The following is a 21,217-nucleotide window of genomic DNA, read 5'->3' on the forward strand; positions in this document are numbered from 1 at the left end:
CAATATACTAATATGAGTAAATTAGATGCAAAAATTCCAGCTGGTCCTTTAAAGGATAAATGGAAAAATCATAAAGATCATATGAACCTTGTTGCACCAAACAACAGAGATAAGATTGATATTATTGTTGTAGGTACAGGTTTGGCAGGAGGTTCTGCTGCAGCTACTTTAGCTGAGCAAGGATATAATGTAAAAGCATTCTGTTATCAGGATTCTCCAAGAAGGGCGCACTCTATTGCGGCTCAGGGAGGTATCAACGCAGCTAAAAATTATCAGGGAGACGGTGACTCTACATACAGATTGTTCTATGACACGATTAAAGGTGGTGACTACAGAGCAAGAGAGGCAAACGTTTACAGATTAGCTGAAGTTTCTGCAAATATTATTGACCAATGTGTTTCTCAGGGAGTTCCTTTCGGGAGAGATTACGGTGGGCAATTAGATAACCGTTCATTCGGTGGGGTTCAGGTAAAAAGAACGTTCTACGCAAAAGGACAAACTGGTCAGCAGTTATTATTAGGTGCATATTCTTCAATGAGCCGTCAAATCGGTAAAGGAAGAATTAAAATGTACAACCGTCACGAAATGATGGAATTGGTAATTGTAGATGGAAAAGCAAGAGGTATCATTGCAAGAAATCTTGTAACAGGAGAGATCGAAAGACATTCTGCTCACGCTGTTGTAATTGCTTCAGGAGGTTATGGAAACGTATATTTCCTATCTACAAACGCAATGGGTTCAAATGTTTCTGCAGCTTGGAAAATCCACAAAAAAGGAGCGTACTTCGCGAACCCTTGTTATGTACAGATTCACCCGACGTGTATTCCTGTTCACGGAACGCAGCAGTCTAAGCTGACTTTGATGTCTGAATCTCTTAGAAACTCAGGAAGAATCTGGGTTCCTAAAAAGATTGAAGATTCTGTAGCGATCAGAGAAGGAAAACTTAGACCTGAAAATATTAAAGAAGAAGATAGAGATTATTATTTAGAAAGAAGATATCCTGCATTCGGAAACTTAGTGCCTAGAGACGTTGCGTCCAGAGCGGGTAAGGAAAGATGTGATGCTGGTTACGGAATTGAAAATAATGATACTAAAGAAGGTGTTTACTTAGATTTCTCTACAGAGATCATTAAAAAAGGTAAAGAAGCTGCTATCGAAAAACATATTCACAATCCTACAGATCAGCAGATCTATGATTTAGGAAAAGCTTGGATTGAGGAGAAATATGGGAACTTATTCGTAATGTACGAGAAAATTACTGCTGATGATCCTTACAAAACTCCAATGAAGATCTATCCTGCGGTTCACTACACAATGGGTGGTGTTTGGGTTGATTATAACTTACAATCTACAATTCCTGGATGTTTCGTAATCGGTGAGGCTAACTTCTCTGATCACGGAGCAAACAGATTGGGAGCTTCTGCTTTGATGCAAGGTTTGGCAGATGGATATTTCGTACTTCCATACACCATTGCAGATTACCTTTCTGCAGACATCAGAACAGGTTCAATTCCTACGAATTCTGCAGATTTTGATAAAGCTGAAAAAGAAATTAAAGATAAAGTAGATTTCTTCTTAAATAATAAAGGAACTCATTCAGTAGATCATTTCCATAAAAAATTAGGACACATTATGTGGAATAAGGTAGGAATGGGAAGAACTCCTGAAGGTTTGAAAGAAGCTATTGCTGAAATCGCTCAGGTGAAAAAAGAATTCTGGGCAGATGTGAAAGTTCCTGGTGATGCCGATGGAATGAACACTGAACTTGAAAAAGCGTTCAGAGTTGCGGATTTTATCGAGCTTGGACAATTAATGGCTATTGATGCTTTACACAGAAACGAATCTTGTGGAGGACACTTCAGAGAAGATCATGCTACTCCGGAAGGGGAGGCAGAAAGAGATGATGTTAACTTTAAATATGTTGGAGCTTGGGAATATCAAACAGATGATATTACAACAGAAGTTCTGCATAAAGAAGACTTGATCTATGACAACATCGAAGTTAAAGCAAGAAGTTACAAATAATCTCCAACCTATAAATATACAATTATGAGTGCAAAAAAAGGCCTTCATCTTACGCTGAAAATTTGGAGACAAAAAAATAATAAGACTAAAGGTCAGTTTGAGACCTATAAAATATCGGATGTTTCTACAGATTCTTCATTCTTGGAAATGTTGGATATTCTGAACGAGAATATCATTAACGAAGGAAAAGAGCCAATCGCTTTCGACCATGACTGTCGTGAAGGTATTTGCGGTATGTGTTCTCTATACATCAATGGTAGAGCTCACGGTCCGGATACGGGTATCACTACTTGTCAGTTGCACATGAGAATGTTCAAAGACGGTGAAACGATTGTTATCGAACCTTGGAGAAGTGCGGCTTTCCCTGTTATTAAAGATTTAATGGTAGACAGAAGTGCATTCGACAGAGTAATGGCTGCAGGTGGTTTCATTTCGGTGAACACTTCAGGTAATACATTGGATGCCAACGCTATTCCGGTTCCAAAAGAAGATGCAGACAAAGCAATGGATGCTGCGGCTTGTATCGGATGTGGAGCTTGTGTGGCTACTTGTAAAAACGGATCTGCAATGTTATTTGTAGGAGCTAAAGTTTCTCAGTACGCACTTTTACCGCAAGGTAGAGTGGAAGCGAAGAGAAGAGTTCTTAACATGGTGAAAGCTATGGATGACGAAGGTTTCGGAAACTGTTCAAATACAGGTGCTTGTGAAGTAGAATGTCCGAAAGGAATTTCTCTTGAAAACATCGCCAGAATGAACAGAGAATATATGGCTGCTCTTGCTGACAGAGGATAAAATTGATTAAAAATACCATAAAAAATCGTCTCCTCACCGGATGGCGATTTTTTTTAGTTAAATCTTTCATAAAAGTAATATTTAGTTGCTTTTAATTTATTGAAAAACTTATTTTTGCGTAATTATTAAAATTCAAAATGAAAAAATATCTTTTATTGTTTATCATTGCTGTTTTTGCAATGTCTTGCTCTAAAAAAGTAGAAGTAAAAGGAAAAATCACTGGAGGTTCTCCATTAGAGAGAATCGAGTTTATCGAGGCTTCAGGTGTTGCCACTTTACCATTAATTAATATCGGTGTTAAAAGCGATGGAACTTTCGAAGGAAGCTTTGATGCTCCAAGAACCGGAATGTATGTGATTTCTTATGCCGGAAAACAAAATTTAATCTATCTAAAAGGAGGTCAGAAACTTGAGATTTCAGGAAATGCAATGGCTTTCCCTACAGAATATGTAATCACGGGAGATGCTAAAAAGAATAATGAATTCTTTACGGCAACTCAAAAATTTCTTTCAACTTACGCTCAAAGCGTTAATATGAATGAATTGATTATGAAAGATGAAAAGTCTTTCTTAAAAGGAATTGAAAAAGTGCAGGCTGATATTACAAAAAATATCGACGAGAATGTAAAGAAATTCAATCCTGACAGCGAAATCGTTACATGGAAGAAAAATGATGTATCAAGCACATTGCTTACTATTTTGAGTCAGTATGAAATGAGTCATAAACAGCAAGTAGGTAATCCTTCTTTCAAATTAACGAAAGCGTTCACTGATTTCGAAAATAAACTTCAGGAAAATAAAGATGTTATGGTAAAGGAAAATCCTTACTACAGACAATATCTTTTAGGTAAAATGAGTCCTGATTTCCAAAAATATGCTCAGGCTAACAGCAAAGGTAAAACGGATGTTGTTACTTCAGAGCTATTTTCTGAATATTTAAAGAAAAACCAAAAAGATCTTTCTCAGGTAACTAAAGATTATCTATTAGCATTCGTAATGGCTCAGTCTGATATTCATCCAGGTTCTCCGGAAAAGACTACTGAGAAAATCAAGAAAATTATTGATACAGATATTAAAGATGCTACCATTAAAGAAGATTTGAAAAAAATTCAGTTTGCGATTAACGGATTCAAAATTGGTGAGCAGGCTCCTGAGGGTGCATTGGTAAAACAAGACGGTAAAGCATATAATCTTTCTGAAAACAAAGGAAAACCTTATTTATTAACATTCTATGCTTCTTGGAATCCTTACATCGGAGAATCGACAACACCTGTATTGAAAGAAGTTGTAAATTTCTATAAGTCTAAAATGAATTTCGTTTATGTAAACGTTGATGATACTAAAGATCAGTTTGTAAAAACAAGCAATTCTTTACTAAAAGGCTTTACAGGAACTAATGTTTATGCTGAAGGAGGTTTAAATTCTGAGATTGCTAAAAAATATGGAGTATATGCGTTCAAATTACCTTGTTTTATTATTATAGATAAAGACGGTAAAATTGCAAGCAAGCCGTTCTTCAATCTTGGAGATCCTGAATTGGTAACAGTACTCGATAAGCAAACAGGACTTTCTGCTCCAAAAGTAAATCCTAATGTACAGCTGCAACAAGGTGGAGGTATGGATCCGGCGGTTGTAGCAGCTCAGCAACAGGCGGCAGAGGCACAATCTCAGCAACCGGCTCAGACAAAATAATTTAAAACTATTATATATAAAAACCTTGTCTTCGGATAAGGTTTTTTTTTATGTATTTTTGCAGACAGATTTGAAACTGAAAGGTTTCAAGGATTTATTAGAAAAATAGAAATTAGATGGAGTTTAATATAAAAACGATCTCTGTCACAGTGTATTGTTATGAGAAAGAAGAAAGATGTAATTCTTGAAAATATAAAGCTTTTTGCAGCAGGTGCAAAAGGAGTAGCTATCGGAAAAACGGAAGAAGGAAAAACCGTTTTGGTTTCAGGGGCAATTCCTGGAGATATAGTGAATGCAAGAGTTAAGAAATCAAAGTCAAAATATTTTGAGGCTGAAGTAAAAGAAATTGTTGAAAAATCACCATTCAGAGTAGAGCCAAAATGCATTCATTTCGGGACTTGCGGAGGTTGCAAATGGCAGAATATGAGCTATGAAAAACAACTTGACTTTAAACAGGAAGAAGTTTACAATAATATTAAGAGAATTGGTGGCATTGATGATTTTGAAACCGTTCCGATTTTAGGAGCTGAAGAGCAATATTTTTACAGGAATAAAATGGAATTTTCTTTTTCCAATGCAAGATGGCTTTCACAATACGAAATCAGTTCTGAAGAGAATTTTGGGAGCAGAGATGCACTTGGTTTCCATATTCCGGGAATGTGGAGCAAAATTTTAGATTTGAAAGAGTGTTTCCTTCAGGAAGATCCTTCAAATGCAATTCGTTTAGCTGTTAAGAAATTCGCAGAAAACAAAGGTTTAGACTTTTTTGATGTGAAAAATCAGGAAGGTTTTCTGAGAACTTTAATGATGAGGCAAAACTCTAAAGGAGAATGGATGGTTTTATTCCAGCTCTATAGAGAAGAAAGAGAAAACCGTACACAGCTTTTTGACTTTTTATTGGAACAATTCCCGCAAATAAAAACATTGGTGTATGCTATTAATCCTAAGCAAAACGATTCAATTTATGATTTGAACGTGAATGTTTATTTTGGAGAAGGATTTTTAATGGAAGAAATGGATGGTTTAAAATTTAAAATCGGACCGAAATCTTTCTTTCAGACTAATTACAAGCAGGCTTTAGAATTATACAGAAAAACTCTGGAATTTGCTGATTTAAAAGGCGATGAAGTAGTTTACGATCTATATACAGGAACGGGAACGATTGCACAATATGTGGCAAGAAATGCAAAACATGTAATTGGTATAGAATCGGTTCAGGAAGCTATTGATGCAGCCATCGAACACGCAGAATTAAACGGTTTGACCAATACTACGTTCTATTGTGGAGATATGAAAAATGTTTTCAATGATGAATTTATGGAAAATCATCCGAAAGCAGATGTACTAATCACCGATCCGCCAAGAGATGGAATGCACCAGAAGGTAGTAGAGCAAATTTTAAAATTAGCTCCTGAAAAAGTAGTGTATGTAAGTTGTAATTCAGCCACTCAGGCAAGAGATTTAGCTTTAATGAAAGAACATTATAAAGTAGTAAAAATTCTTCCTGTTGATATGTTTCCACAAACACATCACGTAGAGAATATTGCGTTATTAATTAAGAAATAATTTATTTACATTTGAATTCCAAATTTTAAAATGAATGAAATATTTTAAATTCCTAATAGCGTTCTGTTTCATTAGTCTACTGTTTTCATGCGGCGGAGACGATGATATTTGTGATAGTGGGGAAGGAACCCCTAGAATGAAATTTTCTTTTCTTACAGAAGCATCGGGAAAAGAGAGAACTGTAGATTCTCTTTTCGTAGCGGTAGATTATGGTTCCGGAAAAGTGCAACTGGGAGCACAGACAAATATTACATCGAGGGTAGTTCCTTTGAGAGTAGACAACTCTCCTTATACTGATGTTTATTTTAAAGTGAGAACTAATGGAGCTGAGTCTAAAGTAAGGGTAAACTATACTACTAAATCATCTTACGTTTCTCCAGGGTGCGGAATAAAAATTAATTACGAAAACCTCAATTCGGTATTAGATCCTACTACAACTACTCCGGTGAAAAGCATAGAAGCCGGACAAAACTTTATAGAGAATGAAAACAAAACTAATCTTTACCTTCTTTTTTAGTGTAATGAGTCTTTTGAGTTTTGCTCAGAAGGATGAAAAGGCTAAGAAAGAAAAATGGAAATATGAACCGAATTTTATGGTTGGTTTTGATGTCTTGAATACAGGTGCTTCTTTCTTTTCCGACAGAAAAATGTATCAGGGTTTTATTTCATCTAAAGTAAAAGGTGATCTTCATGGCATTATTGAAGCAGGGTTTGAATCTAATGTTTATCAAAAGAACAGCTATGATGCCAAAGTGAACGGTCCGTTTTTGAAATTGGGAGTTTTCTATATGTTGGCGAAAGATCCTGAAAATGAATTTAATGGCTTCTACGCAGGCGGAAAATTAGCAGGATCATTTTATACTCAGGAATATTTTGCCGTTCCGGTGCGAGGTTTCGGAGGGAGTAGCTCTTCAGTTGCATTTCCATCATCTACACAGTCATCATATTGGATAGAGGCTACTTTAGGCGGAAGAGTTCAGCTATTTGATACTAATTTTTATATTGATGTAAACCTCCAGCCAAGATATTTAGGGTATACAACAAAACAGGATGACATACAACCGATGATCATCCCTGGTTTTGGAAGAAGTTCTTCCAAGTTCAATATGGGCTTTGCCTGGAATCTTGCTTATAAGTTCTAACGAAACTTAGGTTTGGATTTTTTCATTCCTCCTGTTTTACTTTGTAATAAATTATACAATCCCTCCAGTTCTTTTGGGGGGATTCCTGCATCAAAACTGCTTGACTGATAGGTTTTCCCGTCGGATGTAATAATTATGGTAGAAGCTAATGCCCTGTCAGAATACCTTCCCGTTGTAGGTGCTTTATAAGTTGAGATCTTTGAAAGGTCGATTAGATTAACCTGTTTCACAATATTTTCCCAATCCGAAGATAATAATTCTGATTTTGTTATATTTTCATTCAAAGAAGTGCTTATTGAGCCGGGATTAAAGGTAATTATTCTATTTGTACCTCTTGTTTGTTCTTTTAGTTCTATTTTATCGATTTTATGTTTTTTTTGGAAATTATTTAAATTATTTTCTGGTTTTTCTGTTTTCTGTTGAGGAGTGCAACTTAAATTTAAGCTTACAAGAATGATTAATGACGTAATGATTTGTTTTCTCATTTGTATAATGCTAAATGTTAGTATCTTTTGTTATTTTTAATTAATGAAATAATGTAAAAACTAATATATTTGCAAATCATTATAAAAAAATAAGAAATGCAAAAAATTACCTTTTTTAAGGTCGCTTTTTTATTGCCATTATTTTGTGCTTTAGGTTTGAACGCGCAAAATACAAATAAAGTAGTAAAAAAAGAGACGTTAGCTCAGAAATCTGTGAAATTGGAAAAATCAAATGGCTATGACAGATGTTCTAGTGATGAATATGAAGATTATTTAAAAGGGAAATTTCCAAACAGAATGTCAAAGGAGCAATTTGAATCTTGGCTGGCTCCTCTTATCGAAAAAGCTAAAACCGATCCTGCGAGCAAGTCTCAAAACGGAAATATTATTACAATTCCTGTTGTAGTACACGTTATCCACGCAGGTCAAAATTTGGGTGCTTATCCAAATATTACTGACAATCAGGTAGTATCTCAAATTAATGTTTTAAATAACGACTATCGTAAAGCTTTAAATACACCGGGATATAATTCTAATCCTGTAGGGGCTGATGTTGAAATTCAGTTCGCAATGGCAAAAGTAGATCCTAATGGAAATCCTACTAATGGTATTGACCGTGTAAATATGTGTAGATCAGGCTGGACAATGGCTGCTATTGATGAATTTGTGAAGCCACAGACAATTTGGGATACTACGAAATATCTTAATATGTGGACGGTTGCTTTTGAAGGCGCAGATCTGCAAACTTTAGGATATGCTCAATTTCCATCAAACTCTGGATTAGGAGGTTTAGATGCAAACGGAGGGTTAGCTACAACTGACGGTGTTGTTGCGGCAGCAGGTACATTTGGAAGCAGCACTTATGACGATGGTACTTTCTTATTATATACAGGATATGATAAAGGGAGAACAATGACCCACGAAGTTGGTCACTGGTTAGGTCTTAGACACATCTGGGGAGATAGTGATTCGTGTGTTATGAACGCAACGGATAGTAATAATGACTATTGTTTAGATACTCCGGCAGCGGCGGCGCCAAACTATGACTGCTTAACAATTGATTCTTGTCCAGATGATCCAGGTAATGATATGATTCAAAATTATATGGATTATACTCCGGATGCATGTATGAACATTTTTACTCTTAATCAAAAAACGAGAATTAGAGCGGTGATGGACAACTCTCCAAGAAGAGTTCAATTAAAAACTTCTATTGCTGAACAGGCAATTGCCCTATTTCCTATAGATGCTGAAATTAAGATTGAAAGAGGATGTAATAATATGGCGGCTTGTCCTACAAATACAGTTGCTCCAACTTTAAAATTAACAATTTACAACAGAGGAACTTCTCTTTTAACTTCGGCTACTATTTCTTATTCTGTAAACGGTGGTGCCGCTCAGACATATAACTGGACAGGACAATTAACTCAGGATAAATTTAGCACATTTAGTGTACCGGTAGCGGCTTCTACACCTAGTGGGAACGTTACAGCTTCTATTGTTACGGCTAATGGAGGTGGAGATCAAAGAGCAACTAATAATTCTGCTTCAGGATCTTTTGTTAACCCTGCTTTTGACAGCGCGTTCAATACAACGAATGTTAACTTCAAATTGCAATTGGATTACTATGGTACTGAAACAAAGTGGAGCCTTAAAAACAGTGCTGGAACAACTCTTTACGAGGGAGGTCCATATACAAACTCATTTACACCTGCACTTATCAACCAATCTTGGCAATTGAACTTGAATGATTGTTACGTATTCAAAATTGAAGATACTGAAGGTGATGGATTATCATTTGAATATCCGCCGTACGGATTGGTGCCGGGATCTTACGAATTGAGAACTTCAACAAATCAATTAATTGTTCAAGGGGGATTATTTGGAGAAACAGAATCAAAAGCATTTAGTTTAGGTCCAGTATTGTCAACAAGTGAAGTGAAAAAAGAAATGTTTGCGGTTTATCCAAACCCTGCAAATGATGTACTGAATATCACTAAAGTTTCAAACAAGGCAACATTTGAAATTCATAATGCAGTTGGCCAGCTTGTAAAAGGTGGAACAATTGATAATAATCAGGTAAGAGTTGCTGATTTAGTAAAAGGAACTTATATCATTACAATTAAAGATGGTACTATTTCTGAAAGTATTAAATTTATTAAGAAATAATATATCTCGATATATAATATCAAAAAGCTCTGAGTAATTTACTCAGAGCTTTTCTTTTTTAATATAGAAATTAAATATGTGTTTTTAATTAGTTCAGATATAATATGGTTTTTTAATTTTATTTTACGAAATATCTATTTTAATGTGTTTTTTATCTGTAGATTAACTAAAAAATAATATATTTGTGAAAATCGATAAATGTATATAAGATGAGGAAATCTACTACTTTTAAGGCGATCTTATTTTTAACTTCATTTTTGGCTGCAGGATTTAATGCACAGAATAAAAAAGGAAATAAAAACGCTGAATTTACCGTTAATAAACCTCAAAGTGAGTTGGCGAAATCAAATGGTTTCGACAGATGTGCAACAGTAGAATATGAAAATTATCTTCAGGCTAAATACCCTGGAAGAATGAATGATGCACAATTTGAATCTTGGTTGGCGCCTTTAATTAAAAATGCAAAAGTTGAAAAATCGCAAAATGGAAGTATTATTACAATTCCTGTAGTTGTTCACGTTATCCATAGCGGTCAGGCTTATGGTGCTGCACCAAATATTGTTGACGAGCAGGTGATCTCTCAGATTACTGTGATGAATAATGACTTCCGTAGATTGGCTGGGACTCCAGGATTTAATTCAAATGTTGTAGGAGCAGATACGCAGATTCAGTTTGCATTGGCTAAGGTAGATCCAAATGGAAATCCTACCAACGGTATTGATAGAGTAAATCTTTGTCAGGCTTCTTGGTCTCAAGCACAGATAAATTCTTTTGTAAAACCTGAAACAATCTGGGATCCTACGAAATATATGAATATGTGGAGTGTAAATTTCCCAACAGGTTCTGATTTATTAGGATATGCTCAGTTTCCTTCAGGATCAGGTCTTGGCGGACTTAATGTTAACGGAGGTGAAGCTTATACAGATGGAGTAGTAGCAAGATTCTCTGCGTTTGGAAGCCGTGATTATGATACAAATAATAGTTTCCTACTTATTAATACTTATGATAAAGGTAGAACAATGACTCATGAGGTTGGTCACTACTTAGGGTTAAGACATATTTGGGGAGATACCACATCATGTGTAGTAAATGCAACAGATAGTAATAATGACTATTGTCTTGATACTCCTGCTGCGGCTGCACCTAATTATAATTGCGTAGTAATCGATTCTTGTCCTGCTAATCCGGGGAATGATATGATAGAAAACTACATGGATTATACAAATGATACATGTATGAATATCTTCACTATTAATCAGAAAGATAGGATTACGGCCGTAATGAATAATTCTCCAAGAAGAATGGAGTTGAAAACTTCAACTGCAGATTTGCCTATTACATTGTTCCCTAATGATGCAGAGATAAAATTAGAAAGAGATTGTACCACAGTAAGCTGTGCGACAACTGCGGCTCAAAATGTAAGAATTTCTCTTTACAACAGAGGAACGAGCCCTATGACGTCTGCTGTAATCACTTATACTGTAAACGGAGCTTCTCAGACTTTTAACTGGACTGGAAATTTAGCTCAGGATAAATATGCGATTGTAACACTTCCTATGAATGCAAATTCTTTAGGAGGATGGATGAATATTAATGTTACTTCTGTAAACGGAGCTGTTGACCAAAGAGCTTCAAATAGTAATGTTAATGTAAATTATTTGGGTGCTCCTTCAAGAGTGGATACAAATGTAGTATTCAATCTTCAGTTAGATCAATATGGTAGCGAAATAAACTGGAACTTGAAAAATAGTGCAGGAACTACAGTTTATAGTAGTCCTACTGCTGGATATCCTGACGCTGATCCAAATATGCCTGCATTGATCACTCAAAACTGGGTATTAAATCCTAACGAATGTTATACATTTACAATTAATGATACTTTTGGAGATGGGTTTTATCCTTACGGAGGATATTATAATATGAAGTCTGTATCTGGAACGACTTTATTAACGGGGTCTTATTTTGCAAGTACACAAGTTAAAACACTGAAATCTCAGGTATTGGCAACAAATGAAGTAAAGAATAATAAAGAGACATTTGGTCTTTATCCTAACCCTGCTAATGATGTTCTTAATATCACTAAAGTATCAGATAAAGCTAAATTTGATATTCACAATGCAGTTGGCCAGTTAGTAAAATCAGGTACTATTAACAATAATCATGTAAGAGTAGCTGATTTAGTAAAAGGAACTTATATTATTACCATTAATGATAAAAATAATATTGAAAGTATTAAATTCATTAAAAAGTAAATAAATATTTAAAAAGTTTTATAAGCCTTAGGATTCCTAAGGCTTTTCTTTGTTAAATTAATAAGCCATCTGGATTTTAATTAATTATTAAGCTATTGTTAATTATGTATGGTATAAATTCTTTATATTTGAGCGCTTGTTTAATTATATTAATAATTTTAAATGAAAAAACTTATTACTCTTTTAATGTGTGGAGTTATGGGGGGAACTGCTTTTGCGCAGTGGTCGCCGGCTTCGCCTCAGAGAGGAGGATCCGGAAAGGAGATTTCTCTCGAACAGAACAAAAACTATAAGCTTAATATTGATCAAATCAGAAGTCAGCTTAAAAATGCTAAGGAAACTGGGGCAAACGCTCAGGCTGTAGAAATTTTGCTTCCTACTTTAAGAGGAAAGATGGAAAGATTCGCTGTATACAGTTTTCCTGTTGTTGTAAAAGAATTGGCAGATCAGTATCAGCTTGGCTCTTACGTAGGTGTCGGTATTGATGATCCTACTAAATTTTTAAGATTCTCGCTTTCTCCAAATGATTTTCAATCAATGATTATTAGAGGAGGAGATTATGAATTTATAGAGCCTTTAAAATCAGATAAAACAATTTATACCGTTCATGCAAAATCTAATCCTACTGGTGGAAAAAGTTTTGTTTGTGATACAAATGAAAGTCCTGAAGTGAAGCAACAGATCGATGCATTGCTTGAAAAAGGAAAATCATTTAGCAATCAGCCTACCGATTTCTCAAAAATGTCTGACAGAAAGTACAGAACAATGAGACTGGCAGTATCTGTTACCGGAGAATATTCACAAAAGTTCGGAGGAACTGTTGCTGGAGCTTTAGCACAGGTGAATGCAACTTTAACTAGAGTGAATGGTGTTTTTGAAAAAGATTTTGCACTTCACTTAAACCTACAAAACTTTCCGGGTGTTATTTATCTTAATGCTGCTACCGATCCTTATTCTAATTCGAATGTTGGAACGGCAGCTGCTAATGCAAATAATGCCACTGGTTGGAATGTTCAGCTTCAGAGAACATTAACTACGAATGTAGGAAATGCCAATTATGATATCGGGCATTTATTCGGAGATTCAGGAGGTGGTGGAAACGCGGGCTGTATAGGCTGTGTTTGTATTAACCCAACAGGAGATCCTGCAACTTCTCTTTCTAAACAGAAAGGATCAGGATTTACTTCTCCGGCAGACGGTAATCCTTCAGGAGATAAATTCGATATTGATTACGTGGCTCATGAGATTGGTCACCAGCTTGGGGCTAATCACACATTCTCTCATGCTATTGAAGGTGCTGGTGTGAATGTAGAGCCAGGTTCCGGATCAACAATTATGGGATATGCTGGTATTACCGGAGGTCCTGCTACAGATGTTCAGGCAAATTCAGATGCTTATTTTCATGCTGTAAGTATTAATCAGGTTCAGGCTAATCTTATTGCAAAAACTTGTGATGTTGAAGCAACAACAAATAATAATCCACCTGTAATTGCTGCGTTACCATCTTATACGATTCCTAAAGGAACTGCATTTGTTTTGACAGCATCTGCAACAGATCCTGAAAATAATCCTATGACTTATGCTTGGGAGCAGGTTGATAGTGGAATGACAGCTGCTCAGACTATTAACAGTACAAATATTGGTACTACAACCTATGGAGCTTCATTCAGATCTTTTAGCCCTACAACGAGCCCTACAAGATATTTCCCCAAATTATCATCAGTTTTAGCTGGAGCACTGGATAATTCTTTAAGCACATGGGAGTCAACTTCACAAGTGGCAAGAAGTTCTAAATTTGCGGTGACTGTAAGAGATAATAATCCAGCTGTAGATCAACAGCAGACTCAATATGCTGAACAAAATATTACAGTAGGAGCAGACGGACCATTTAGAATATCTAATGCTGGTGGCTATTTATATACAAACGTTACAAACACATTAACTTGGGATGTTGCTGCAACCACTGCTGCACCTTACAACTCTCCAAATGTTATGATAGATTATTCTACTGATAACGGAGTTACGTGGACTGTATTATCAGCAAGTACGCCAAATGACGGTTCTGAGGTTATAAATATTCCTGCTTCACTTAGCGGACAGTTTGTAGTGGTTAGAGTTTCTTCTATAGGAAATGTATTTTACGCCCTGAAGAAAATGATGTTAACTACTCAGGTTGCTTGTGGAGCTGCTGTAAGTGGAGTATATGTATCCAATATTGCCACGATGACGGCAACAGCTAACTGGGCGCCGGTTACTGGAGCGACATCGTATGTTATCAGATACAAGAAAACAACTGATAATACATGGCAGGAGACAACTTCTACAACTACTTCTGTAAATATTACAGGGCTTGCTGCTAGTTCAACTTATGAAGTACAGGTATCTTCGGTTTGTGGAACTCAAGGTCAATTTTCTAATAGCGTGATTTTCTCTACACAAGCACTTACTTATTGTGCAATTAGTGCTAATAATACTCCCCAATACGAATATATCTCGAATGTAAAAATTACTAACGGAGCATTAACTTTGTTGAATAACCCTAGTGGACCTTCTAACTATAGCAACTATACAACAAATACAGCGCTACAGCCAAACTTGGTTTTAAATACACCTTATACATTTTCAATGACAATTACTAACCCAGATTATGATACAGCACTTGCGTTTATTGATTACAATAATAATGGGGTTTTTGATTCAAATGAGAGAGTATTTAATTATCCTATTAATCTTCCAACAGGTCCTATTTCTGGAAACTTTACTGTACCGGCGTCAGCTGTTACCAATCAGCCTTTAAGAATGAGAGTAATATTGTATTACGCAGGCCAATTTGGTTCAACAGGAGCATCTCAAGTTGGATTTTCATTAAATTCTAGTTATACGGGTTGTGGTACATTTAGCTATGGTGAAGCGGAAGACTATAATGTTATTATAACTGCTACACAGTTATCAACAAGCGATGTAGCAAATCCTAAAGACGGAATTCAGATTTATCCAAATCCGGTATCTGATGTTTTAAATGTAACTAAAGTTTCAGATAAAGCAACTTATAAGGTTTATAGTGCTGCTGGTCAGTTAGTGAAATCAGGAAACATCAGCAACGGACAAATCAACGTTTCTGAATTAGTAAAAGGTGCATATGTAATTACAATCGAAGAAAAAGGAAAAGAATCATTCAATTCTAAATTCATCAAAAAGTAATTAAGGTATAATTTTAATAATATGAATCCTCAGGTTTTACCTGAGGATTTTTTTGCTTTAATATAATTTCATTTCACTAAAAAATATTTTGAACTGACGATATATTGATACCGAATTGTGGAGTTAAATACATGAGGTTTATGTATTATCTACAAGGATTTGATGAATAATAATTACATTAAGCTTTTTTTAATAGTTTTTAAATTCCTGTTAAAAGTGTTAAAAACCCTTTAAATAAAGAGATAATTAAGAATTGAGTCCTTTATTCTTAAATGTTAAATACTTGTTTTATATTGTTGTGAAATTTGTATAAAAAAAATACTTAAGGTTATATATTAATAAATAAAAATCATTAGATTTGTAGTTAACATAAAAATAATATAGCCTATGACAAGATTTTTTACTATTTCCAACTTTCTAACAATTCTACTTTTTTTATATGTATAAATTCAAAAAGTAACTCTTTAATTAAAACATATAACTTTCATATCCATAAAGGATTTAATATTTAATAATATGAGGAAAATTTTACTATTTTTTTTCTTTACGCTTTCATTAATAATGAATGCACAAGTAAGTGCCTACAGTTTTGCACAGTCTTCGGGAACTTATACAGATCTGCCGGCTACTGCGAATGTAATAGCAACTGCGACTGGAAATACGGGTGCTGCTTCATTAGATAATGCTGTTTATCCTGTAACTCTTCCTTTTGGTTTTTCATTTAACGGGAGTAATTATACTTCTATAAATGTTTCTACCAACGGTTTTATTACTTTTGGTGCCACTGCACCAGGAACGGCTACTTACAGCCCGATTTCGGGTACAGAAACGTATGCGGGCGCAGTATCTGCTTGGGGAAGAGATCTTAATACTGTTTTTAACATTGCATCAACAACTGGTATTATCAGTTGGGCTGTTGTAGGGACTGCCCCTAACAGAGAAATTGTAATACAGTGGAAAGATTTCAGACCTTCTTACACTACGTCTACTACTAATGTATATACACTATCATTTCAAGTGAGACTTAGAGAAACTACAAATACTATTGCTGTAGTTTATAAAAGTGGATCATATTTAGCGGGAACTAGCTCTATAAGCAATACAATACAAGTTGGTTTAAGAGGAGCTACCAATGCTGATTATAATAACCGACTTAATTCTACATCTGTATTATTTACAAGTTCAACAGCAGGAACGGGAAATGCAAGTACACAGGCATTTAATACTACAGGTACTACTCCTGGAACACCTACGAATGGGCTTACCTATACTTGGACTCCGCCATCTTGCTTTGGTCCGTCTGGTTTTGTTTCTACAGGAATGACTATTAACAGTGCTTCCGTGAGCTGGGCCACACCGTCTACACCTCCGGCAAATGGGTATGATATCTATTATAGTACAACAACAACTCCACCAGCTACTCCACAAATTACGGGTATTGCGGGTACAGCTACAAGTTATACAATTCCGGGACTGACTCCAAGTACAGCATATTATGTATGGATTAAAGCAAAATGTAGTTCAACAGATCAGAGTGCATTAGTAGGACCAATTAATGTTTATACTGGACATTGTATTCCTACAGGGGGTAGTTCATCAACGAGTTATTATTTAAATAATATTACGACAACCGGAGGATGGACAAACCTTGCTTATACAGCTTCATCATACCAAGCGTATGTAAATTCACCAGGAGTTGCAATGAGCTCTCCAGGATTTACAGTAACTGCAAATTTGGCTTCAGGTGGTGGAGGTACATATTATTACTATGTATGGGTTGATTGGAATAATGACTTAGATTTTAATGATCCGGGTGAAACGATTATAGCGACAACTACTTATACTGCAACAGCAACAGCAAATATTGCTATACCGGCTGGGCAGGCATTGGGTAATTATAAAGTTCGTACATCGACATCTTATATTGGTTCAGTTACAGCTTGTGGACCTGGAGCTTGGGGGAATTATGTAGATTTTACTTTGTCTGTAGTTGCTCCTCCTACATGTTTGCCACCTACAGGTTTGGCAATTTCAAATACAACAACGACAAGTACAACAATTCAATGGACGGTTCCTACTCCGGCTCCTGCAGGTGGTTATGACGTTTATTATAATACAACAGGTGTTGCTCCTGTTGCAGGAACTATTCCTCAATATACAGGGGTAACAGGACCAAGTCAGATAATATCTGGATTAACGCCTAGCACAACATATTATGTTTGGGTACGAGCAAGATGTGTTGGTTCTGATCTTAGTTACTGGTCTGGTCCGCGAACGGTTTACACCAATTATTGTGCACCTACAGGAGGTTCATCCTCAACATCGTATTACTTAAAAACTATTACATCTACAGGTGGATTTACCAATCTTGCATATACGGCTAATACATATAGTGCATATGTAAATAGCCCGGCTACGAGCTTCTCTGTATTGCCAGGAAATTCGGTAGATGTTACTATGAATGCTGGAACGAGTACATATTATTATTATATCTGGATAGATTGGAATAATGATATGATATTTGATCCTGTAACTGAGGAAGTATATTTTTCAGGAGGTTATGTTGCTTCGGCAACCAATGTACCCATTAGTTCCGTAGGTCATGCTTCTGGTTCTTATAGAGCAAGATTTGGAGCATCTTATATTGGTACTATGACTCCTTGTGGACCTGCAGCTTGGGGGAATTATGTAGACTTTACGTTTATTATCAGACCTTGTTCTACTGTAGCACCTACCAATGTGTATGTAGACGCTATCAGCCATGTTGCCGGAACAGTACATTGGACACAATCTCCGGATAATCTTAGTTACAAAGTATATTGGAGAAAACAAGGAACTACACCATGGGCATTTTCATCTGCCGTATTGGCTCCGCCTACCAACAGTTATGTGATGCCAGCTTTAGATCCTGCTACGATTTATGAAGTTAAAGTAGTTGCTGTTTGTAATACGAATGAAGGTCCGGCGACTCCGGTAGTATTTACCACTAAATGTGATCCTACACCTCCAAATGTAACGGTTACTAATATTGGCACTACTTCAGCTTTAATCAGCTGGTCTCCGGTAGCTGCAGCCTCACATTACTACATCAGATACAGACTTACAGGAAGTGGAACTGCAGGATGGGGAGCTCCTATTGCGGTACCGGTAGGTTCAGGAAACTCTTACTTATTATCAGGTCTTAGTGTTTATACTTCGTATGATGTAGAAGTTGCTAATATGTGTGATGCCGATACTACATTAAACCCATGGTCTAATCCTAAAGTATTTGTAACAGACAGAACTTGTGATATTGCTCCTCCGGGACTTACGATTGTAAATATCACTCCAACAACGGCAGAAGTTACATGGGCTTCATTACCTGCTGCAACGGGTTATATTCTTAGATATAGAAAAGTAGGTATTCCGAGCTGGACAACGGTTACAGTTTCTACAAATACGTATACATTAACGGGTCTTTTAGAATTGACTCAATACGAAATGCAGGTAGCCAATATGTGTGGAGGAACTCCTGGAAATTATACATTACCATATTTCTTCACAACGCCTACAGTAGTATACTGTCAAATGTCTTCTACTACATCGGCTACGGAATATATTTCAAAAGTGACGGTAACACCAACTGGTAAAAATAAGATGGAGAATATTTCTCTTGCTTCAAATTATTCGGACTTTACAGGTGTTCCAGCTGCTTATATTGAATTAGTACAAGGTTCTGCAAACAACCAAATTACGATCGATAAAAAATTGGGAGGAGGAACCAAAGCGGGAATTGCAGTTTGGATCGACTTCAACAGAAATGGGTATTTCGATATCAACGAAAGAATCATGGCTGTAGCTCCAAATTCAGATCCTACGGTAAGCGGAACATTTACAGTACCGTCAGACGCATTCATTAGCTTAACAGACTTCAAATATGTCGTAATGAGAGTGGCTATGGAAAAAGACGGTATCCCTGTGAACTGTACAAACTTCCCGAATGGTGAAGTAGAGGATTATACCGTAAGAATTTCTAAGACACCAATTCCTAATGTTCTTAACCAGACGGATATCTTAATTTATCCGAATCCGGTAAGTACAGTATTGTATGTGAAAAATATTAGTAAAAAAGCTAATTATAAGATCTACAACTCAGGAGGACAGTTGGTATCAAATGGTATTATCTTAAACAATAAAATAGATGTACACGCATTGATAAATGGAGTTTATGTAATAGACATTCAGGATGGTGACGCAACAACCGTTCAGAAGAAATTTATCAAAGAATAATATTTAATATTAATCAATTGAAAATCGGCTCTCAGAAATGAAAGCCGATTTTTTTTGGAATAAAATTGCATAAAAAAACTCGCCAGATAGATCTAACGAGTTGAAATTTTTATTCGATGTCGAAGATTACTTTTTCCGTTTGTTCTTTTAAATCTTCTAAAATTGTATTATTATAGATGATGCAGTCGGCAAGTTTTATCTTATCTTTTTCGGGCATTTGTTTTTCCATAACAGCTTCTACTTCCCGATAGGTTTTGTTGTCCCTATCCATGACTCTTTTGGTTCTGATATTGTCTTCAGCAGTGACTAAAACAGATTTATAACATTCTTTATTTAATTTGAGTTCAAACAGTAAAGCTGTTTCTTTAAAGACTAAATATTTGGTTTGCTTTTTTACCCAATTTTCAAAATCAATGCGCACTGCGGGATGAATAATTTCATTTAATTGATGAAGTAAATCTTTATCATTAAAAACCTTTTCGGCTACGAATTTTCTGTTGTAAAGACCATTTTTATCATAAGCCTCATCCCCTAAAAGTTCCTTTATTTTTACCTTTAGATCTTCATTGTCGTTTACAATATCTTTCGCTCTGTCATCCGAATAATATACAGGAAATCCGAACTCCTCAATAAATTTGGCAACGGTTGTTTTCCCCGAACCGATTCCGCCTGTTAACCCAATGATTTTGGGTGCAGATAACGGATCAGGCTCTGCTTTCTGTGTCTCTGAATGTAATTCTTCCATATTCAAAATTAATATCCAAAAACATCATTAAAACTAAACGTTTCATCCAATCTTACTCCTTTTTCGGTCATTTTCAGACTTGCCAATTCGTTGTGAGCATCATGTTCAAAGAATAACAGATATTCATTATCTACACATTGTTTCAGGAATTTTCCTTTTTCTTCCAATGTTAAAAGAGGTCTTGTATCATAGCCCATCACATAAACCTGAGGAATATGTCCTGCAGTAGGAATTAAATCGGCAGCAAAAACAATCGTTTTATCCTGATATTGAAGAACGGGAAGCATTTGTTTTTCCGTATGCCCGTCAACAAATATTACATCCATTTTTAAATCCGGAGCAAAACCATAATTTCCGTTTGTCGGAAGTGGTAAAAAGTTCAACTGTCCACTTTCCTGTATCGGGATAATATTTTCTTTTAAAAAACTTGCTTTTTCTCGTGCATTCGGTTCTGTTGCCCATTGCCAATGGTTTTCATTGGTCCAGAACTGTGCATTTTTGAATGCCGGTCTGTAACCAATTTTGTCGTCGTTCCATTCAATCGCGCCACCACAGTGGTCAAAGTGAAGGTGAGTCAGGAAAACATCAGTAATATCTTCCCTTACAAAACCGTATTTTTTTAAGTTTTTATCTAAATTATCGTCTCCCCAAAGCGAATAATGTCCGAAGAATTTATCGTCCTGTTTGTTTCCAAGACCGCAATCAATTAAGATTAATTTTTTTCCGTCTTCCACAAGAAGGGAGCGGGTTCCCAATTCGATTAGATTTTTTTCGTCTGCAGGATTAGTTTTTTCCCACAAACTCTTTGGGACGACTCCGAACATGGCACCGCCATCCAGTTTAAATTTTCCACATTGTATTGGATATAATTTCATATAAT

13 protein-coding genes are annotated in these 21,217 nt (G+C 35.8%); 10 read left to right on the forward strand and 3 right to left on the reverse strand.

The window, feature by feature from the left end; all coding sequences use genetic code 11:
• Positions 1–12: 12 nt before the first annotated feature.
• The 6 genes from ASG22_RS05130 to ASG22_RS05155 all read left to right on the forward strand — a co-directional run bounded on the left by ASG22_RS05130 (position 13) and on the right by ASG22_RS05155 (position 7,216).
• Positions 13–2,025 (forward strand): fumarate reductase/succinate dehydrogenase flavoprotein subunit, encoded by a 2,013-nt coding sequence (locus ASG22_RS05130; protein WP_055981582.1) that lies wholly within the window; start codon positions 13–15, stop codon positions 2,023–2,025.
• Between the two features lie 24 nt (positions 2,026–2,049).
• Complete coding sequence (locus tag ASG22_RS05135) at positions 2,050–2,817, forward strand: succinate dehydrogenase/fumarate reductase iron-sulfur subunit (RefSeq protein WP_055981584.1); 768 nt, start codon at positions 2,050–2,052, stop codon at positions 2,815–2,817.
• A 137-nt stretch (positions 2,818–2,954) separates the two neighbouring features.
• On the forward strand, positions 2,955–4,508 hold the full coding sequence (locus ASG22_RS05140) for a TlpA family protein disulfide reductase (RefSeq protein ID WP_055981587.1): 1,554 nt from the start codon (positions 2,955–2,957) through the stop codon (positions 4,506–4,508).
• A gap of 159 nt (positions 4,509–4,667) precedes the next feature.
• A complete protein-coding gene (rlmD, locus tag ASG22_RS05145; RefSeq protein WP_055981590.1) occupies positions 4,668–6,074 on the forward strand; it encodes a 23S rRNA (uracil(1939)-C(5))-methyltransferase RlmD in 1,407 nt (468 codons plus the stop codon).
• A 34-nt stretch (positions 6,075–6,108) separates the two neighbouring features.
• Positions 6,109–6,591, forward strand: a complete 483-nt coding sequence (locus ASG22_RS05150) for a DUF6452 family protein (RefSeq protein WP_055981593.1) — start codon at positions 6,109–6,111, stop codon at positions 6,589–6,591.
• Entirely contained in the window at positions 6,557–7,216 is a 660-nt protein-coding gene (locus tag ASG22_RS05155; protein ID WP_055981596.1) for a DUF6048 family protein, read from the forward strand. The genes ASG22_RS05150 and ASG22_RS05155 overlap by 35 nt, the downstream gene beginning before the upstream one ends.
• Here the strand turns inward: ASG22_RS05155 and ASG22_RS05160 are convergent.
• Entirely contained in the window at positions 7,213–7,701 is a 489-nt protein-coding gene (locus tag ASG22_RS05160) for a hypothetical protein (protein WP_055981599.1), read from the reverse strand. The genes ASG22_RS05155 and ASG22_RS05160 overlap by 4 nt on opposite strands.
• Positions 7,702–7,797: 96 nt before the next feature.
• On the opposite strand from ASG22_RS05160, the gene ASG22_RS05165 reads away from it, so the two are divergent.
• The 4 genes from ASG22_RS05165 (at position 7,798) to ASG22_RS05180 (ending at position 19,592) form a co-directional block, all read left to right on the forward strand.
• Entirely contained in the window at positions 7,798–9,870 is a 2,073-nt protein-coding gene (locus ASG22_RS05165; protein WP_055981602.1) for a M43 family zinc metalloprotease, read from the forward strand.
• Positions 9,871–10,079: 209 nt separating this feature from the next.
• Complete coding sequence (locus ASG22_RS05170) at positions 10,080–12,122, forward strand: M43 family zinc metalloprotease (protein WP_055981604.1); 2,043 nt, start codon at positions 10,080–10,082, stop codon at positions 12,120–12,122.
• A 162-nt stretch (positions 12,123–12,284) separates the two neighbouring features.
• Positions 12,285–15,323, forward strand: coding sequence for a reprolysin-like metallopeptidase (locus ASG22_RS05175; RefSeq protein ID WP_055981608.1), 3,039 nt, complete (start codon positions 12,285–12,287; stop codon positions 15,321–15,323).
• A 561-nt stretch (positions 15,324–15,884) separates the two neighbouring features.
• Positions 15,885–19,592: a fibronectin type III domain-containing protein gene (locus tag ASG22_RS05180; protein WP_055981609.1), complete on the forward strand. Its 3,708-nt coding sequence runs from the start codon at positions 15,885–15,887 to the stop codon at positions 19,590–19,592.
• A 109-nt stretch (positions 19,593–19,701) separates the two neighbouring features.
• On the opposite strand, the gene coaE is transcribed toward ASG22_RS05180, so the two are convergent.
• Together coaE and ASG22_RS05190 are read right to left on the reverse strand one after the other, a co-directional pair.
• The gene (gene coaE, locus ASG22_RS05185; protein ID WP_055981612.1) at positions 19,702–20,337 is read right to left on the reverse strand and encodes a dephospho-CoA kinase; all 636 of its coding nucleotides are present in this window, start codon (positions 20,335–20,337) and stop codon (positions 19,702–19,704) included.
• Positions 20,338–20,345: 8 nt separating this feature from the next.
• Positions 20,346–21,212 carry an MBL fold metallo-hydrolase gene (locus ASG22_RS05190; protein ID WP_055981614.1) on the reverse strand — a complete coding sequence of 289 codons (867 nt, stop codon included), beginning with the start codon at positions 21,210–21,212 and terminating at the stop codon, positions 20,346–20,348.
• Positions 21,213–21,217: the final 5 nt, after the last annotated feature.

Source organism: Chryseobacterium sp. Leaf405 (genome assembly GCF_001425355.1).
GTDB lineage: Bacteria > Bacteroidota > Bacteroidia > Flavobacteriales > Weeksellaceae > Chryseobacterium.

What these genes read in the sequence shown, in the direction of transcription:
- rlmD (WP_055981590.1), top strand. Translation starts at nt 4,668, where the DNA reads ATGAGAAAGAAGAAAGATGTAATTCTTGAAAATATAAAGCTTTTTGCA.
- ASG22_RS05130 (WP_055981582.1), top strand. Translation starts at nt 13, where the DNA reads ATGAGTAAATTAGATGCAAAAATTCCAGCTGGTCCTTTAAAGGATAAA.
- ASG22_RS05170 (WP_055981604.1), top strand. Translation starts at nt 10,080, where the DNA reads ATGAGGAAATCTACTACTTTTAAGGCGATCTTATTTTTAACTTCATTT.
- ASG22_RS05165 (WP_055981602.1), top strand. Translation starts at nt 7,798, where the DNA reads ATGCAAAAAATTACCTTTTTTAAGGTCGCTTTTTTATTGCCATTATTT.
- ASG22_RS05150 (WP_055981593.1), top strand. Translation starts at nt 6,109, where the DNA reads ATGAAATATTTTAAATTCCTAATAGCGTTCTGTTTCATTAGTCTACTG.
- ASG22_RS05190 (WP_055981614.1), bottom strand. Translation starts at nt 21,212, where the DNA reads ATGAAATTATATCCAATACAATGTGGAAAATTTAAACTGGATGGCGGT.
- ASG22_RS05175 (WP_055981608.1), top strand. Translation starts at nt 12,285, where the DNA reads ATGAAAAAACTTATTACTCTTTTAATGTGTGGAGTTATGGGGGGAACT.
- ASG22_RS05160 (WP_055981599.1), bottom strand. Translation starts at nt 7,701, where the DNA reads ATGAGAAAACAAATCATTACGTCATTAATCATTCTTGTAAGCTTAAAT.
- coaE (WP_055981612.1), bottom strand. Translation starts at nt 20,337, where the DNA reads ATGGAAGAATTACATTCAGAGACACAGAAAGCAGAGCCTGATCCGTTA.
- ASG22_RS05180 (WP_055981609.1), top strand. Translation starts at nt 15,885, where the DNA reads ATGAATGCACAAGTAAGTGCCTACAGTTTTGCACAGTCTTCGGGAACT.
- ASG22_RS05155 (WP_055981596.1), top strand. Translation starts at nt 6,557, where the DNA reads ATGAAAACAAAACTAATCTTTACCTTCTTTTTTAGTGTAATGAGTCTT.
- ASG22_RS05135 (WP_055981584.1), top strand. Translation starts at nt 2,050, where the DNA reads ATGAGTGCAAAAAAAGGCCTTCATCTTACGCTGAAAATTTGGAGACAA.
- ASG22_RS05140 (WP_055981587.1), top strand. Translation starts at nt 2,955, where the DNA reads ATGAAAAAATATCTTTTATTGTTTATCATTGCTGTTTTTGCAATGTCT.